The following is a 16,240-nucleotide window of genomic DNA, read 5'->3' as shown; positions in this document are numbered from 1 at the left end:
TGTTGATCAGGTGATGAAGGCCGCCCCGGAATAGTCCGACAAATCGGGGTCAGAGTCAGGGGACAGGGTAGCTACCCTGTCCCCTGACTCTGACCCCGATTTGTCGGACTATTCCGGGGCGGCCTTCATCACCTGATCAACAACCCGCAGGGCGGCCACGAGCGCTGCCACCTCACCCACACCAAGCTGGTTGATGAGCTGGTTCTGAAAGACCTCTGCTTGAGCGCGCAAATCTCGAAAGGCCTCCTTGCCTGCCTCGGTCAGGGTCAGCCCCTGCCTGCGCCGATCCCGTTCGTCGGGCTCACGCAGCACCCAGCCTAGCGTCTCTAGCCGAACCACCGCCCGAGAGACCTTGGATTTTTCCAGCCCGGTGCGTTCGCCGATCTCGCCGGCCGTCAGCGGGCCAAACTGCCCCACGTTGAACAACACCCGCCACTGGGTTCGGTTGATTCCGTACCGTTGCCGATAGGCGTCAGAGAAAAGCTGGCTCGTATGTTCAGCCGCCTGGTACAGCCGATAGGGCAAGAACTCCTGAAGATCAAACACCGCAAAACTCCCGACCCAACGCTCGCTTGCGTTGTTAGTTGCGTTCGCAACTGATATTATCAGGCTTCGCACCGGCAGCCAATCGCCGGCATAGCTCAGAAACGCGACCAGACCGCCCGCCGGAGACCACCCATGCCAAAACCATTTGCTTCGTCCCAGGATCTTGACGAGAAGACCGAAACGCTGGAGGTTTTGGCCGACGGCGTCTATGCGCTAACGGCGGAGGGTGATCCGAACGTTGGCGCCGTCGAGGGCGAAGACTTTGTAGTGTGTATCGAAGCGCGGGCGACACCCGCCGCCGCCCGGGACTGGCTGGCAAAGCTGCGCGAGCACACGGACAAGCCCGTCAAATACCTGATCTTGACCCATTACCACGCGGTGCGTGTGCTCGGAGCCAGCGCCTTCGACGCCGGTGCCATCATCACCTCGGACACCACCCGGAAGCTGATCGACGAGCGTGGCCAGCAGGACTGGGACAGCGAATATGGCCGCATGCCAAGGCTGTTCAAAGAGCCCGGCGAGATCCCCGGCCTGACCCGGCCGGACATCACCTTCGACGATCACATGCGGATCGAGCTTGGCGGCGCACGTGGCTATCTTGAGCTGGACTTCTGCGGCCGTGGCCATACGGCTGGCGATATCGCCGTGTTCCACCCGCAGTCCAGCACGCTGTTTGCCGGCGATCTCGTCGAGGCGCAGGCCGCGCTCTACACGGGTGACGCGTTCCACGATGACTGGTCCGCGGGAACGCTCGATCGAATCAAAGCCTACGGTGCCGAACTGCTGGTCGGCGGCCGCGGCGCGGTGGCGAGAGGCACCGACGAGGTCAACGCAGCGATCGAGCAGACGCGCGGATTTCTAACCGGCATGATCGAGAACATCACGCCGGTTCATCAAGCAGGCGGTACGCTGAAAGAAGCCTTCGAAAAGACTCACGAGGCGCTGGCGCCCAAGTTTGGCGCCTGGCCGATCTTCGAACACTGCCTGCCTTTCAACGTTCAACGCTACTGGGATGAGCTGGACGGCACCGACTGGCCCCGCATCTGGACCATGGAGCGGGACCGCGAGGTGTGGGACCAGCTTCAGGATTAGTAGTGGGCCGTGCGGATAGTTCTGTGCCTTCAGTCCATCGCTGGGCTCGTCTGGCAAGGCGCGAGCCGCAGCCAATGGCCGTAGCCCTTGGCAAGGCTTGCAACGCGGCCAGGCGTACCCAGCGATGGACCCGCAGGGCGAGCCCGTCGGGCGCCATTCCGGCGTTGATCCGCCGCGGCCATAGCCACGGCTATGACCCCGACGAATCGCCTTGGCCTGACGCCCGACAGGCTCGCTGAAGTGACAGAACTCTCCGCACGGCCCACTATGCTTCGTGATCGATTCGACCATATCCCCCGGCACCGGCAGTTTGAGGCCACACCCCCGCCAACCGGAGCGGAACAGACACCGGTGGTCATTGTCGGCGGCGGCCCCGTCGGGCTGACTGCAGCGCTAGACCTTGGCCAACGTGGGCATCGCGTGGTGGTGCTGAACCAGCTCGACTTCATCGCCGCCGGTTCCAAAGCCATCTGTTTTTCCAAACGCACGCTGGACATCTGGAACCGGCTTGGCGTCGCGCAGCGCATGATCGACAAGGGCGTGATTTGGAACGTCGGTAAGGTGTTTCGCGGCAGCCGTCGCGAGCCGGTGTTCGAGTTCGACATGCTGCCGATCAAAGACCAGGAGATGCCTGGCTTTATCAATCTTCAGCAGTACTGGGCTGAGGAGTACCTGGTCGATGCCCTACTGCCCCTCCCGAACGTCGAGCTTCGCTGGGGACACCAGGTCAGCGCAATCGATCCGGCACAAAACCGGCTGGAAGTCAGCACCGATGCGGGAAACTACTCGCTGACGGCTGATTGGATCATCGCCAGCGACGGGTCCAAGTCCGCCCTGCGCGAGATGCTGGGCCTAGATTTTGAGGGCCGGGTGTTCGAGGACAACTTCCTGATCGCCGACGTGAAATTCGAAGACCAACGTCCGTCGGAGCGCTGGTTCTGGTTTGATCCACCCTGGGGCGGCGCCTCGTCGCTGCTACACAAACAGCCCGATGACGTGTGGCGCCTGGATTTCCAGCTCGGATGGGAAATCGACCGGGAGGCGGCGATCAAGCCCGAAAACGTAGAACCCAAGGTTCGCGGAATGATCGGCGACAACATCCCGTTCAGCGAAGAGTGGTACTCGGTCTACACCTTCCAGTGCCGACGCATGGCGCGTTTTGTTCACGACCGCGTGGTGTTTATCGGAGACTCAGCCCATCTCATTTCGCCGTTTGGTGCCCGTGGGTGCAACGGCGGCGTGGCCGACTGCGACAATCTGAGCTGGAAGCTCGACGCCGTCCTGCGCGGCGCGGACCCGGCACTCATCGAAACCTATAACGATGAGGCCATCACAACGGCCGATGAAAATATTCTGAACTCCAGCCGGTCAACCGACTTTATGACGCCGAAATCTGAGGTCAGCCAGGCGTTTCGAGACGCGGTCCTGGACCTTGCAGAGCATGAGCCGTTTGCGCGCCCCTTCGTGAATTCCGGTCGCCTGTCGACTCCGGTTGCCTACCCCGACAGCCGTCTGTCCGTGAAGGATCGAGACTCGTGGGACGGCGGCGTGGCGCCCGGCTTCCCGGCGGTCGACGCGCCGCTGGACGACGGCTGGCTGCTGCGCAAACTGGGTGGCGGCTGGAGGCTTCTAGCTGATGCGCCGGTCCCGGACGTGGAGCTGCCGACGGTGGTGGCCGAGTCGCCCACGGCCGTCGAGCGCTATGCGTTGGAACCTGGCGCCGTCTATCTGCTGCGGCCGGACCAGTATGTAGCCGCCCGGTGGAAACAGTTCACCCCGGCCGACCTTGGAGGCTTGCCATGGCTGACCTGAATCGACACCCAAACCTGCCGCGGCCGGACGACATCTACCAGCAGCTGATCGACCTGCACTCAGGGTGTAGCGAGCAGGAGAGTCACCGGCGAAATGCCAAGCTCGTACTCTGTCTGGCCAACCATATCGGGGATTCCGAGGTGATACGGCAGGCGATCGAGGTTGCCGCTCGCGAAGGCCGGCACGACTGAGTCTCGACCCGCCGTTACGCCTTACCCCGGCTACAGCCAGCGGCGCACCCGGGCCCGATAGCGCCGATACTCGTCACCGAAGCGGGCCTCGAGCGCCCGCTCCTCCGGTTTGATCTGAAACGCCGTCAGGTAGGCAATGAAAAGCCCAAGCAATACGAGGTTCAGCGGCTGACCGAACCCGATGACGCAGGCCAGCAATATGATGGCCATACCGAGATACATCGGATTGCGGGTCACACGGTATGGTCCAGCCTGCACGATTGCGCTGGCCTTCTCCGGCGCCAGGGGGTTGACCGTGGTCCGGGTACGGCGAAATGCCAAAATTGCCCACCCGTCCAGCAAAAGGCTCAGGGTGATCAGGCCGCCGCACAGCCAGCGCGTGGGCGTTTGCGAAAACCACTCTCCCGGCCATTGGCGAGCCACAAGCCACATCAGCAGCGCTGTACCCAGGCCCACAATCGGCGGCGGAATGCGGTTATTCAGCGTCACACAAATCTCCGGTTGCTCACTTCGTGAACCGTGACCCTTACGGTACCAGTAACTCTCTCACGACGGTTGCCAAATTCTCGCGCGGGCAACATAGTGTGCGGCGCCCATGAATCATCGGACCTTAACGCCATGACCGATCCCGCCGCCCCAGGCGAGCTGCCTCTGGATTCGCTCAAGCAGTGGATAAACGCGCACGTTGCCGAAATTTCCGGCCCGATTTCCGTCCGCAAGTTCCCCGGCGGCCAGTCAAATCCCACCTTCGAGGTCACCACCGAGTCCGCCAGCTATGTGCTGCGCAAAAAGCCGGCGGGCAAGCTACTGCCTGGCGCGCATGCGGTGGAGCGGGAATACCGCATCATCTCAGCCCTCGGAGCGCTGGATTTCCCGGTGCCCAAGAGCTTCGGGCTATGTGAAGACGAATCGGTGATTGGGACCCCTTTCTATCTCATGGAGAAGATGGAAGGGCGGATCTTCTGGGGTCCGACGTTGCCGGAACTTGACCGTGAGCAGCGCAGGCCCGCGTACTTTGACATGTGTGACGTGCTGGCTCGCCTGCACCAGGTTGATCCTGCGGCCGCGGGACTTAGCGACTACGGTAAACAGGGAGGCTACATCAGCCGCCAAATTGCGCTCTGGACACGGCAATATGAGGCTGACGAAACCGCTGGGCGCAACGAACATATGGATCGGCTTTGCCGGTGGCTGCCCGAGAGTATTCCGGATGACGGCGATCTGACCACCGTCGTTCACGGCGACTATCGCTGCGACAACCTGGTATTTGACGCATCGGAGCCCAGGGTGATTGCCGTCCTAGACTGGGAGCTGTCGACGCTGGGCAATCCGCTGGCGGACTTTTCCTACCACCTGATGAAGTACCGAACTCCACCGGGCCTGCCGGCGGGGATGTCGGGGCAGGACCCTGCTTCTCTCGGATTACCGACAGAACAGGAATACGTGCAGCGCTATTGCGAGCAGACTGGGCGCAGCGGGATTGACCAGCTCGAGTTTTACTTTGCCTACAACCTGTGGCGCCTCGCGGCGATCATCCACGGCATCAAGGGTCGTCTCATTCGCGGCAACGCCTCCAGCGCCAAGGCCGGCGCGATGGTGAAGTACCTCGAACCGCTGGCCGAAGCCGCCTGGCAGCAGGCGACTCTGGCGGGAGCTGAGTAAGATGCCGTTCGCGAAAACCCACAATCTCTTCGTTGACGTCACCGAATGTCCGACAACTCGAGGATGCTGGTGTGAGTGATTCCTCAACGCCCGGCGTGAATCAGGTCACGGTCATCGGCGGCGGCCAGGCCGCGGCCACGGCATGCGCAACGCTCCGGGCGAGCGGCTATGCCGGCGAGCTGGTTCTGATCAGCGACGAGTCGACACCGCCCTACCAACGTCCGCCGCTGTCCAAGGCCTACCTGAAGGGTGAGCTTCCCGGCGAGCGGCTGCTGATCAAGCCGGCCAGCTGGTACGAAGGACAGGCGATCGATCTTCGCTGCAGCACAATGGCGACGGCCATCGATGCGGACCAACGCCGGGTTGAGACCAGCGGGGATGCGGTCGACTTCGAGCGCCTGATCATCGCAACCGGCTCCCGGCCGCGTCAGCTGCCGATGCCAGGATCGGACCTTCAAGGCGTGTTTGAGCTGCGAAGTATCGAACACGTTGACGCCCTGCGCGAAGCGTTGGGCAGTGCCCGGCGGCTGGTTGTGGTCGGCGCCGGCTATATCGGCCTGGAGGCCGCCGCGTCAGCCCGCTCGCTGGGTATTGATGTGACGGTTCTTGAGTACGCGCCCCGCGTGCTGGCGCGGGTGACCAGCCCCGACATCAGCGCTTTTTTCGAAGCGCTGCACGAACGACAGGGCGTACGGATTGTCACCGATGCGCGCATCACCAGGTTGAACGCGAAGCAGGGGCAGATCTCCGAGGTGGAGCTCGAGAACGGCGAGTCCATCGCAGCAGACTGTGTTTTGCTCGGTGTGGGCATCGAGCCCAACGTGGAGCTGGCGCGGGCGGCTGGGATCGTCTGCGACAACGGCATTGCCGTAAACCGCGATGCCCAAACCAGTCACGCTGCAATCTACTCCGCCGGCGACTGCACCAGCCGGGAGCTCGTTCACTATCAGCGACAGGGGCGCCTGGAGAGCGTGCACAATGCCATTGAGCAGGGCCGCCAGGCGGCGGCTCATATCCTGGGTCGCCCGAGACCCGCCGAGGAAGCGCCCTGGTTCTGGTCAGACCAGTATCACGTCAAGCTGCAGATTGCCGGGCTGTCCCAGGGACACGACCGGGTGGTGACCCGAGGGGACCCGTCGAGCGAACAGTTTGCGCTGTTCTACCTCGACGGCGACCGGCTGCTGGCCACTGACGCGATCAATGCCTCACCCGAATTTGTGTTTGCGCGGAAGCTGATCGCCGCCGGCGCACGGGTAGATGCAGTTGCGCTGGAAGACGTCGACAAGCCGATGAAAACCATCGCCGCGGAGGCGTTAGCGGCTGGCGCCTGATCGAAAAGGCGTCAGCACCTGAGTCAGCATGCCACGCGGCCCCTGCCGCAGGAGTGACGTCAGGGCCAAAAACCCCAGCACGCCGAGCGATACGATCTGCAGTGGCGTACCCTCAGCATGGTCGTGATCCAGACCCAGCTCTGGGACGTTAAACGTCATCAGGTTCATCGCCCAGCCAACCAGCATCGCCGCCATCGCCATGGCGCAGCCAAACTTAAGCGCAAACGCGCGACCGTGCAGCCGACTCAAGATGCCAAACGTGGTGACGTTGGTGGCGGGGCCAGCTAACAAAAAAGCCATAGCTGCGCCCGGGCTCAGACCGGCCTGCAACGCTACGGCCGCGATCGGCGTCGCGCCAGATGCGCAAACGTAGGCCGGAATCGCGAGGAAGGTCAGCAGCGGCACCTGCACCGCAGCCGGAATGGTAGTGAGTAAAGCCTGATCCAGCAGCGGCGCCACCAGAGCAGCCAGCAGCAGCCCCAGCAGCACCCAGGGCATCGTGTGGTCAAACAACTCGATCAACCCGAACCGCATACCGCCCGCAAGGCGCGAACCCACCGCGGTTTTTTGCGCTTCCGATTGCGGTGACGGCTCAACCTTCGGGCCGACTGCCCCTCCCAGCAGCAGCGCAACGCTGAGCGCCACCAAGAGCGCCCCGGCGAGTCGAACCACGGTCAACTCCGTTCCGAGCAGGGGCAGTGAAATCGCCAGTGCGTCCACCCCAAGCTCCGGCGTTGCAATCAGAAAAGCCAGGCCAGCCGCTGGCGCCGCGCCGCGTTTCACCAACGATTCATACACCGGCAGTACGCCACAGGAGCAAACGGGTAGAGGCAGTCCCAAGGCGGCGCCTTTACTCGCCTGCGTAAGCCGATTGCCCCGGCCTAGCCAGCGAGCCGGGCTGGCACCCATAAAGCCGCTGATCAGCCCTGCGAGCACGTAGCCCGCCAGCAGGGCCGGCGCGCTAAGCAGCGCAAGCGCCAAGAATTGCTCCAGCAGCTCGGGATGGTCCAGGTCTCCCCCGTGATGACCATGGGGTTCAAGCAGCGCGCCGGCAAGCACCAGCGCACCGACCAGTGCACCGATTGTCGCGGCTAGCGGCGATCGACTTTGGCTTTGGTCATGCTCGTGGTGGGTATGGCCACAGGTATGAGCCGCCGAAGGTTCCTTGGATACGGGAACCGATGTTTCTGCCGACGAGGATTGAGTCCGGATTGCCAAATTCGGATCGCCGCTGTGCTGGTCCTCATGGCCGGCATGGTGTCCGTGGATGACGTGCAGCAGCGAACCGGCGACAAACCCATCCAGCCAGGCCTGATGTTCGGGCTGCAGCCAGGTGACGCTCAGGCCGCCCGCATAACCCGCCAGCGAAGCAACGACTATCAAGCAAACCGCCAGCCAGCCGTCGCGAGTGCTGGGTGCAACCATAAAAAGAGCGAGTCCGACCGGAATACGGTGAGCGACGATGGCCAGACCCAGGTGGCCACTTTCACCGTTGGCTGTCAGCGCCGCGCTCTCGATAGCCGCATGCAGGACCAGCCCTGCCAGGAGAACCCGGTCGGCGCGTAAGCCTGCTCCCCGCGGCCCCACCCGATGCAGCAATCGCGGCAACGTGACGCCGACAACCAGCAGCAAAAGCGCGATCAGCCCGCCCTGCGCCAGCGCGCTGGGAGCAATCAGCAGCAGCGTTAGGCCGCCGACCGCGACGATCGCGAACCCGTCTACGGCCTGAGCCAGCGCCGGAGACTTGTTGGAAAAATGCCAGAACAGCGGCCCAACCAGCAGCGCCAGGATGGCCGCCACGGGCAGCGCAAAACTCATGTTCAGAGTCTAACCCGGAGTGCCGTCGTGTCGGCCGTGATGGCCAGATAGTCGGTGACGGCGCGCTGATAGAGCGCCAGAGCATTGACCTGCTTGAGGCGAGCCTCGGCGCGTGCATCCTCGCGCTGGTTCAGCAGAAAAAAGCTGCTGGCCCCCTCGCGGAATCGCAGGCGTTCCGCCGCCTCCAGGCGCTCGGCCAGCCGCAGCTCCCCGGACGCCAGCCGGGCGCTGGTCTGCGCGGCTTCGATCGTATTCGCCAGCTGCCCGATCCGGGCAATCAGCTGATCGGAGATGTTTTTTCGCCGTTGCTCAAGCGCCCTGATGTCCGCCTCAGCCGCCGCAATTTCGCCCTTGGCTTTGCGTCGCTCAAGAGGCACCGACACCTCAAACCCTACAAACAGGTCCGTTTCGTCTCGCGTCACGCTGCCGCCGCCGAAATCTCGAGCCACCTTCATCTCCAGATCTACCTGGGGCAGCAGCTCGTTCCGCCCCAGCGCGCGACGGTTGGAGGCCAGCTCGAGGCGGCGGTCGATCAAAGCCAGCTCAACCTGCCGGTCCAGCGCTGCACCGACGTCCGACGTCAGATTGCGGCTTTCGGTTTCCGGTATGGGGAAGCCGCTTGGCAGCAGTTCGCGTCCGGGCACTACGGGCTCGCCGGTTTTGTCGCGAAAGTAAAAGCTCAGGGCCAGCGCCGCGTTGTTGAGAACCTGCTCCGCTCTGATGACGCGCTCCCGGCGGGAAAAAACGCGTTGCTGGTTTTCGACCAACTCAATGTCGGCGAGATCGCCTTCCTGAATCCGGGTCGACAGCGCGCCCGTTCGGTTGGTCGCCAGATCCTGCAAGTCTCTAAAAATGATGAGCTGCTGTCCCGCCGCCACCCAGTTCCAGTAGGCGATCATGGCGTCGTGCTGCACCTCGATGCTGGCCAGCACGTAGTCGAGCTCGGCCATCTCGATTTCGATAGCCCGGTCCCGCAGTGTCATGCGACGACTGTCGATCTGGCGATCTCGCAGCAGCGCGATGCTGGCACCAAAATTTAGCTCGCCAAAGCCGAGGGTGACATACTCGTCTTCGTAGACCGGGAAGTCGCCGTCGCTGATCCGGTAACCGCCGTAGACCTCACCACCAATATTGCGCAGCGGCGTAGCGAGCTTGTTGTCAATGAAAGTCAGACCGTAAAAGCCGGCAGCCCGTGAGCGGCTGAGGCTCGACAGCTGTCGATCGAAGGCCCCTTCAGCGGCGAGCGCCCTCGCCCGCCGAGAATTGATGTTCTCCCTGGCTTCGAGAATCTTGGGAACGCTGTTTGACGAGCGATCGAGGAGTTCGATCAGGCCAAGCGCATTTGGGTTGGAAGGTTCCCGAATCTCTTCAAGATATTCGGTTTCCGGGTCCTGCTCCAGAGTCAGGGCAAGCGGCGTCTGGGCCGCCGCGGGGCTGACGAAGATCACGCTCCATAGCAACGCTGCCAACGAATATTTCGCCATAATGTCGATCATACGCTGTTATGACCACAGACCGCCCGTCAGGTGCCGGCGCCTTCGGAGCGCAGCGGTGGAAATCCGTTGAGCCGTCGCCACAGCTCGAACCCTACGCTGACCTCCTCCAGCAGCACCCAGCCGCGAACCTGTGTGCCGAAACGCAGGTACCGCCCCGAGGGCCAGGACTCGGACTTCGGATCCGGGGAGATCAGCAGCCGGAAACGCCCGTTGCCGGAGACCACCGGATCGATGGTCTGCACGATGCCGCGGAACGTCCCAACCGCCACGGCCGGCCAGCCGCCGGTCTGGACAGCCGGCCAGCCCTCAAACATCAGCATGGCCTCGCGGCCGGGGGAGACCAGCGCGGCATCCAGACCCGAGACGTAGAGTTCAACCACCAGCTCTTCGGTGTCGGGCACAAACGTCGCGATCTGCTGACCTGCAGAGATCAGCGTGGCGTCCGCGCCGGCCACAATCTGGACAATCGTCCCGTCCCGCGGCGCCGTGACCGTTTGGGTCGACTGACGCGACAGGTTGATATCGAGCTGGTTGATCTGCGCCTTGATCGCAAACTCACGCGACAGCAGATCCTGGTAGCGGATCTGGGCAGATTCCAGATTACTTCGCGCGGTCAGCCCCTGATCGAAGAGTCGCTGCTGCCGATCGAGGTCGATCGTCGCCGTCGCGGTGGCGGCTTCGGCCGCCTTCAGCCGGGCCTCCTCCGCAGCACGCTCACCTTCCAGCTTCTCGATGAGCTTCGGATCCACGTCGATCAGTTCGACAATCGGTTCGCCGGAACTGATGTGCTGCCCGTCGCGCACAAACCACTGCTTGATTCGGCCGCTGGTGAGGGCTGCGATTCCCTGCGTGCGGTCGGCGGGCGACAGCGTGGTGACCGTCCCCATACCGTTTGCGGTCTGAACCCAGGGCGTCAGGAATAAAAATACTAGGGTCGCGCCGATGCCGAGCGCCATCACTGCAGCAACTGCCCAGATCGGGCGCGGAACCTTGATGGCGGAGGTCGCGGTAAACCGGTTGATGTGTTCCGGCCGCGCGAACTCTTCCAGCCGCACGGGTGCCGCTGGGGCAGTGGATTCGTTCGCCATCAGCCTTCCAGCCCGTCGCCTTCCGGATCCAGCCGATGCTCCGCCTCGGCTGCCATCAAATCAGCCAACGACCCGTGGAGCGATGACCCACCATCGCGCATCAGCATATAGCGGCTGAAGTGATCGAGGTCACGACGGTTGGTGAAAACGATCAGCGTTGTGTCGCGCATTTTCTTGACGTGCTCGAGGATCTGCCGCCGACGGCTCAGGCGCAGCACATCGCAGGCGGGGCTCATAATGAGAAACTTCGGTTCCGAGGCGAGCGCCTGGGCTATCTTAAGCCGCAGAATCTCGCTGTTGGACAACGGCAGCCCCGCGTCGTTGAGCCGGGTGTCAAGACCTTCCTCAAGCTGATCGATCACGTGAGCCAGGCCGACAGTTTCCAGCAAATTCCGCATGGCCGCGCGGCTGATGTCCGACTTGCCGATCTGAAGATAGCCCGCAATGCTGCACTCGAAGATCAGCGGGTCTGCAACAACCATAATTCGATCCCGCAGCCGCTGTGGCGCAAAGTCTCTCACTTCGTGACCGTCGAGCGTCACGCTGCCGGATTCAGGCCGGCGCGCACCCCAGAGCAGGTCCCGTACCGCCAAGGAAATCCCGGCGCACTCAGTGGCGACCAGCGTGTGCGAATTCGCCGGGAATTCGCCAGTCAGGTGGTAGAACCGGCCACGCTGATTGACCTCGACCCGGTCAAATACCGCAGTCGGCTCCCAGTCATCGATCTGCTGATCACCGCGGTGCTCCTCAAGCTTGACCTGGTAGAAACGCGCCAGCTTGTCCAGCGACCCCCGAATCCCGTAATAAAGCTCCAGGTAATAGCTAAAGCGCGACAGCCCGGCAAAGATCGCGCCGAGAATCAGCTCGGCCGCCACGAGCTGGCCGAGGCTCAACTGCCCCTGGATCACCAGCCAGCCGGCGACGCCGAGCACAACCGCGCTGCCTGCCGCGTAGAGCGTCAGCAGGCCGATATGCTGGGAGAAAAAATAGCTGAAGTGCTTTTGATGCTTTCGGACGTAGTCATCGATGAGCCCGTTGGTTCGATTGAGGGCGTAGCGCATGCCTCTGCCGGACTTGAACTGCCGATGGTTACGCGCCAGGCCTTCGAGCCAGCGCGCCGTATCGTGCTTAGCGCTCGACAGCTCGATCACGGTCCTCACCGCGCCGGAGTCAGCATGACGCCAAATCAGGTAGACCAGCAGCGCATGGGCCACGCAGAAGAATAGGAATACCGGGTGGTAGAAGGACACGACCGCGTAGCCGACGAGCGTCTGCAGCACCAGCGCCAGCCCGTTGGACAGCAGCGACGGCAGGCTCTTTAAAATCACGTCGATCTCGAAGTAGTGATTGATGAGGCCTTCGCGGCTGATCCGTTCAAAAGACACGGTCTCGGAATACAGCGTGCGGACCGCAATCTCCGAGGTCATACGCCCGTAGAAGCGCCGCTGGAAGAGCTCCAGCACATAGGTTTGCATGGCGACAAGCAGGCCCGACAGCGCCAGCAGGGCGAACAGCACAATAGCCAGCACTATCACCGAGCGCACCACGGCGGTGTTGGCCACCGCACCGATCAACACCTGGACGGAAATCGGCAGCGCCAGCGTCAGCAGACTAACGCCGATGCCGTAGATGAGCGTCACCGCCAGGAACCCGCGATCGGTGAAGATCCCGTTCAGCACCTGACTGGTCAGCCTGAGCTTGGGCAGCGCAATCTCCGGCTCCTGCGCCGCCGCGCGTATTACGTGATCATCCATGAGTCAACATCATAGTCCGAGTTCTTGAGAACGCGATTAACGGGAAAAGTTTATCGCACAATGCCGCCGACAAGCAGCAGTCGCTTTGGACCGGGAAAAAGCAGACGAGCCGGCACCGAGGCGCGATGACCTAAGTCGCGCCCGAGCACCGGCCCGTTGCTGGGAGAGAGCTAGTTAGTAAGAGGCACGGCGGGCGCGTCGTGCAGGCGGATGCGCAGGCCGGTGGTGAGGCCGTCAGGCAGCGCCAGGGCGGCGCTGAGCTGATCGATCCAGGTGTTACCTCGGGTCGCCTGTGAATCGACCGCAATCAGAGCCGCTGCCAGGGCCGATACGGCCGCTTCGGGTGACCCCACAACCGCTGCCACCTGCCGGGCGGATTGAGACTGCAAAAGCAGCTCGCAGTTGGGCGCGTCCTCATCGATCAAATCTGCCTCGGCCAGCATCATCAACAACCCGTCGACGGAGTCGACACCATGGCTGTCGGCAAAAGCGGCCGTCAGGGAACGCAGCGGCAGCAAGCCAGCAGCCTCGCTGAGCGTCGAGCGCTCTTCCCACAGCGCGTCGAACTCGTAGCGTGAAAGCTGCATCCAGGCAACGCTGTCGGTCGCCTCAGGCGCCTGCCGGTAACCGGTTGCTACCTGCGAACGCTGGTGCTGAATCTGCATGGACTGGCTGACGCGATAGCGCTGGTATACCCGCCAGGCAATGGCACCAAGCCCTTTCAGCCCCCCCGCCACCGCGAGCCGATGAACAACGGCTGAGCAGTGATTCAGAGTGTGAACTGAATCGTGGAATACGGGCTGGAAGCTATCAACCGTGGTGTCTGCGCCGGGGCCCGCAAAGAAATTCTGAGCATCAAACATAGCGGCTCTCCGTGGATGTGTTGGGCTATGATGCCGCTGCATCCTGGACAGGTAAAACCGTTTAATCTGATCGCATTGTTCGATTTTTTCGACTTAAAGTGCGACCGGCCGCATCGGAGTGATAGCGTCGTGACCCAACGGCTCCCCATCCCGCAAGCGCGTCCCAGCACGGTTGCAGTGCACGCCTCCCACAGCCACACTTGCGCAAGATCATGGCTAAGGGGAAGCGTTATGCGCGGATTAATGCAGTCGTCGTCGATCAATCTGGTGTCCTTACTGGAGCACGCGGCGCGCTGGCACGGTAGTCAGCAAGTTGTGTCGAACACGGTCGAAGGGGGAATCCACCGACAAACCTATCGGGAAACCTGGAAGCGAACCGGCCAGCTCGGCAACGCCTTAGCGGAGCTAGGCGTGAAGAAGGGTGACCGCATCGGCACCATGGCCTGGAACACCTATCGCCACCTGGAAAGCTGGTTCGCCATCATGGGCCTCGGCGCGGTCGCCCACACGCTCAACCCCCGTCTGTTTCCCGAACAGCTTGTCTATATCGTCAACCACGCCGAGGACCAGGTCATTATGGTCGACCTGACCTTCGTGCCGCTGATCCAGGCGCTGGCCGACAAGCTGCCGACCGTCAAGCACGTGGTCGTCATGACCGGTCCGGACAACATGCCAGACGACCTGCCGGACAACTGGCACTGCTACGAGACACTGCTGGCGGATCGCGCGCAGTCGTGTGAGTGGATCCAGGTCAACGGGGATGACGCGTCCTCCCTGTGTTACACGTCGGGCACCACCGGCAATCCCAAAGGCGTGTTGTACTCCCACATCAGCAACGTCCTGCACGCCTACGGCGCCACCAGCAAAGACGCCATGAATGTCGGGAGTGCTGATTGCGTCATGATGGTGGTGCCAATGTTTCACGCCAATTCCTGGGGGCTGGCATTCGGCCTACCCATGGCCGGCGCTAAGATGGTCATGCCCGGACCCCATATGGACGGTGCGTCGATGGCGACGTTACTCACGGAGGAACGCTGCAACTTCGCTGCCGCTGTGCCCACCGTCTGGTCCATGCTGCTGGATCACCTGCGGAGCACCAGCGGCAGCCTGCCGGACCTAAAGGAGGTGGTCATCGGAGGTTCCGCGGCACCGCGTTCCATGATCGAAGCCTTCGACAAAGAGTTTGATGTCGCCGTACTGCACGCCTGGGGTATGACCGAGATGAGTCCGCTCGGAACGGTTAACCGCGTGAGTGGTTCCATGCCACCGCCAGCCACCGCTGACGAGGCTTATGACCTGAGCTGCAAGCAGGGCCGGGTCCCGTTTGGCGTCGACATGGAAATCGTCGACGACGATGACAACATCCTGCCCCACGATGGTCAGACATTTGGCCGCCTGCTGGTGCGCGGGCCCTGGGTCGTCGAACGGTACTACGGTGAGGCCGAGACTGCCCTCGATAACAACGGCTGGTTCGACACCGGCGACATCGCCACCATCGACGAATACGGTTTTATGAACATCACCGATCGCGCTAAGGACGTCATCAAGTCCGGCGGTGAGTGGATCAGCTCAGCGGATCTCGAAAACGCCGCAATTGCCCATCCGGACGTCGCGCTGGCGGCGTGCATCGGCGCAACGCATCCCAAATGGGACGAAAGACCGGTGCTGCTCGTGCAGCTAGGGGAAGGCAAAACCCTGGACGCCAACGCCATCACCGAGCTGCTGGCGGAGGAGTTTGCTCGCTGGCAGCTGCCCGACGCGATCCTGGCCGTGGACAGTATTCCGTTGACCGCCACCGGCAAGATCGACAAGAAGCCGCTGCGGGCCGAGTACCAGAACTACCTGCTCGACAATCCGAGTTAGCTTTTAGCCGAAGACCTCAGCGAAGAAGTTGCAGGTGGTTTCCCACGCCCGTCGGTCGGCGCTGGGGCTGTAGACCGTGCCAAAGTCTGGATCGTTGGCTTCCGGATTGGTAAACGCGTGCATCGCGCCGCCGTAAGCGTGCAGCTGCCAGTCCGCGCCGGCGGCGTTCATCTCGTCAGCCAGCGCCAGGACCTGGTCGGGCTTGACCATGGGGTCGTCCCACCCGTGCAGGGCCAGCACCTTGGCAGCAATCTGGGGGTTGTCCAGGTTATCTGCCGGGACAAACAGGCCGTGCAGCGAAATCACGCCGCGTACGTCTGCCCCGCTGCGGGCCAGATCCAACGCGCAAAGACCACCGAAACAATAGCCCATGGCTCCGATCTTGGCGCCATCTACGCTCTCGAGCGCTGCAGCCGCGGCCAGCGAGGCGTGCAGCCGGGCCTGCAGCTCGCCGCGGTTTTCCAGCAGCGGCTGCATCAGCGCCGAATTCTCCTCGACACTGCCGCCGGTTTTGGCATCGCCGTAGAGGTCCATCGCCACGCCGACGTAACCCAGCTGCGAAACCTGTCGTGCCTTGTTCTTTTCAAATTCCGTTTGCCCAGCCCACGCGTGGCCCACCAGCACAGCAGGCGCCGGGCCATCCGAATCAGGAGCGCAGACAAACATCTTCATGGTGATATCACCGACGGCGACATCCAGGGTCTGTTCAACAGGCATAGTTCCT

Annotated in this window: 14 protein-coding genes; 6 read left to right on the top strand and 8 right to left on the bottom strand. The window is 62.6% G+C overall.

What is annotated here, in order from left to right:
- Positions 1 to 108: 108 nt before the first annotated feature.
- On the bottom strand, positions 109 to 546 hold the full coding sequence (locus AAF358_25550; protein ID MEM7708940.1) for a MarR family winged helix-turn-helix transcriptional regulator: 438 nt from the start codon (positions 544 to 546) through the stop codon (positions 109 to 111).
- Between the two features lie 132 nt (positions 547 to 678).
- Here AAF358_25550 and AAF358_25545 point away from each other — a divergent pair, with 132 nt between their 5' ends.
- From AAF358_25545 to AAF358_25535, 3 genes are all read left to right on the top strand, one after another.
- The gene (locus tag AAF358_25545) at positions 679 to 1,638 is read left to right on the top strand and encodes an MBL fold metallo-hydrolase (GenBank protein ID MEM7708939.1); all 960 of its coding nucleotides are present in this window, start codon (positions 679 to 681) and stop codon (positions 1,636 to 1,638) included.
- A gap of 240 nt (positions 1,639 to 1,878) precedes the next feature.
- A complete protein-coding gene (locus tag AAF358_25540) occupies positions 1,879 to 3,450 on the top strand; it encodes an FAD-dependent monooxygenase (GenBank protein ID MEM7708938.1) in 1,572 nt (523 codons plus the stop codon).
- Positions 3,438 to 3,641, top strand: coding sequence for a DUF2783 domain-containing protein (locus tag AAF358_25535; GenBank protein ID MEM7708937.1), 204 nt, complete (start codon positions 3,438 to 3,440; stop codon positions 3,639 to 3,641). Before AAF358_25540 ends, AAF358_25535 begins: the two co-directional genes overlap by 13 nt.
- Positions 3,642 to 3,671: 30 nt before the next feature.
- Here the strand turns inward: AAF358_25535 and AAF358_25530 are convergent, their stop codons facing one another.
- The gene (locus AAF358_25530) at positions 3,672 to 4,130 is read right to left on the bottom strand and encodes an isoprenylcysteine carboxylmethyltransferase family protein (protein MEM7708936.1); all 459 of its coding nucleotides are present in this window, start codon (positions 4,128 to 4,130) and stop codon (positions 3,672 to 3,674) included.
- Between the two features lie 129 nt (positions 4,131 to 4,259).
- Between AAF358_25530 and AAF358_25525 the strand changes: the two genes are divergently transcribed.
- Both AAF358_25525 and AAF358_25520 read left to right on the top strand, forming a co-directional pair.
- Complete coding sequence (locus AAF358_25525) at positions 4,260 to 5,303, top strand: phosphotransferase family protein (protein ID MEM7708935.1); 1,044 nt, start codon at positions 4,260 to 4,262, stop codon at positions 5,301 to 5,303.
- Between the two features lie 71 nt (positions 5,304 to 5,374).
- Complete coding sequence (locus AAF358_25520; GenBank protein ID MEM7708934.1) at positions 5,375 to 6,634, top strand: FAD-dependent oxidoreductase; 1,260 nt, start codon at positions 5,375 to 5,377, stop codon at positions 6,632 to 6,634.
- On the opposite strand, the gene AAF358_25515 is transcribed toward AAF358_25520, so the two are convergent.
- The 5 genes from AAF358_25515 to AAF358_25495 all read right to left on the bottom strand — a co-directional run bounded on the left by AAF358_25515 (position 6,617) and on the right by AAF358_25495 (position 13,653).
- Complete coding sequence (locus AAF358_25515) at positions 6,617 to 8,452, bottom strand: permease (protein MEM7708933.1); 1,836 nt, start codon at positions 8,450 to 8,452, stop codon at positions 6,617 to 6,619. The genes AAF358_25520 and AAF358_25515 overlap by 18 nt on opposite strands.
- A 2-nt stretch (positions 8,453 to 8,454) precedes the next feature.
- The gene (locus AAF358_25510; GenBank protein MEM7708932.1) at positions 8,455 to 9,948 is read right to left on the bottom strand and encodes a TolC family protein; all 1,494 of its coding nucleotides are present in this window, start codon (positions 9,946 to 9,948) and stop codon (positions 8,455 to 8,457) included.
- A 26-nt stretch (positions 9,949 to 9,974) separates the two neighbouring features.
- Positions 9,975 to 11,036: an HlyD family efflux transporter periplasmic adaptor subunit gene (locus tag AAF358_25505; protein MEM7708931.1), complete on the bottom strand. Its 1,062-nt coding sequence runs from the start codon at positions 11,034 to 11,036 to the stop codon at positions 9,975 to 9,977.
- Complete coding sequence (locus tag AAF358_25500; GenBank protein MEM7708930.1) at positions 11,036 to 12,790, bottom strand: ABC transporter transmembrane domain-containing protein; 1,755 nt, start codon at positions 12,788 to 12,790, stop codon at positions 11,036 to 11,038. Before AAF358_25500 ends, AAF358_25505 begins: the two co-directional genes overlap by 1 nt.
- 170 nt (positions 12,791 to 12,960) lie before the next feature.
- Positions 12,961 to 13,653: a DUF533 domain-containing protein gene (locus AAF358_25495; protein MEM7708929.1), complete on the bottom strand. Its 693-nt coding sequence runs from the start codon at positions 13,651 to 13,653 to the stop codon at positions 12,961 to 12,963.
- A 231-nt stretch (positions 13,654 to 13,884) separates the two neighbouring features.
- Between AAF358_25495 and AAF358_25490 the strand changes: the two genes are divergently transcribed.
- Positions 13,885 to 15,516, top strand: coding sequence for a long-chain fatty acid--CoA ligase (locus AAF358_25490; GenBank protein MEM7708928.1), 1,632 nt, complete (start codon positions 13,885 to 13,887; stop codon positions 15,514 to 15,516).
- A 3-nt stretch (positions 15,517 to 15,519) separates the two neighbouring features.
- On the opposite strand, the gene AAF358_25485 is transcribed toward AAF358_25490, so the two are convergent.
- Positions 15,520 to 16,233 (bottom strand): dienelactone hydrolase family protein, encoded by a 714-nt coding sequence (locus AAF358_25485; protein MEM7708927.1) that lies wholly within the window; start codon positions 16,231 to 16,233, stop codon positions 15,520 to 15,522.
- Positions 16,234 to 16,240: the final 7 nt, after the last annotated feature.

This window comes from Pseudomonadota bacterium (genome assembly GCA_039033415.1).
Taxonomy (GTDB): domain Bacteria; phylum Pseudomonadota; class Gammaproteobacteria; order Xanthomonadales; family SZUA-38; genus JANQOZ01.
This window is presented reverse-complemented; position numbering and strand designations above follow the sequence as displayed.

What these genes read in the sequence shown, in the direction of transcription:
- AAF358_25545 (MEM7708939.1), top strand. Translation starts at nt 679, where the DNA reads ATGCCAAAACCATTTGCTTCGTCCCAGGATCTTGACGAGAAGACCGAA.
- AAF358_25535 (MEM7708937.1), top strand. Translation starts at nt 3,438, where the DNA reads ATGGCTGACCTGAATCGACACCCAAACCTGCCGCGGCCGGACGACATC.
- AAF358_25525 (MEM7708935.1), top strand. Translation starts at nt 4,260, where the DNA reads ATGACCGATCCCGCCGCCCCAGGCGAGCTGCCTCTGGATTCGCTCAAG.
- AAF358_25515 (MEM7708933.1), bottom strand. Translation starts at nt 8,452, where the DNA reads ATGAGTTTTGCGCTGCCCGTGGCGGCCATCCTGGCGCTGCTGGTTGGG.
- AAF358_25510 (MEM7708932.1), bottom strand. Translation starts at nt 9,948, where the DNA reads ATGATCGACATTATGGCGAAATATTCGTTGGCAGCGTTGCTATGGAGC.
- AAF358_25505 (MEM7708931.1), bottom strand. Translation starts at nt 11,036, where the DNA reads ATGGCGAACGAATCCACTGCCCCAGCGGCACCCGTGCGGCTGGAAGAG.
- AAF358_25500 (MEM7708930.1), bottom strand. Translation starts at nt 12,790, where the DNA reads ATGGATGATCACGTAATACGCGCGGCGGCGCAGGAGCCGGAGATTGCG.
- AAF358_25495 (MEM7708929.1), bottom strand. Translation starts at nt 13,653, where the DNA reads ATGTTTGATGCTCAGAATTTCTTTGCGGGCCCCGGCGCAGACACCACG.
- AAF358_25490 (MEM7708928.1), top strand. Translation starts at nt 13,885, where the DNA reads ATGCGCGGATTAATGCAGTCGTCGTCGATCAATCTGGTGTCCTTACTG.
- AAF358_25485 (MEM7708927.1), bottom strand. Translation starts at nt 16,233, where the DNA reads ATGCCTGTTGAACAGACCCTGGATGTCGCCGTCGGTGATATCACCATG.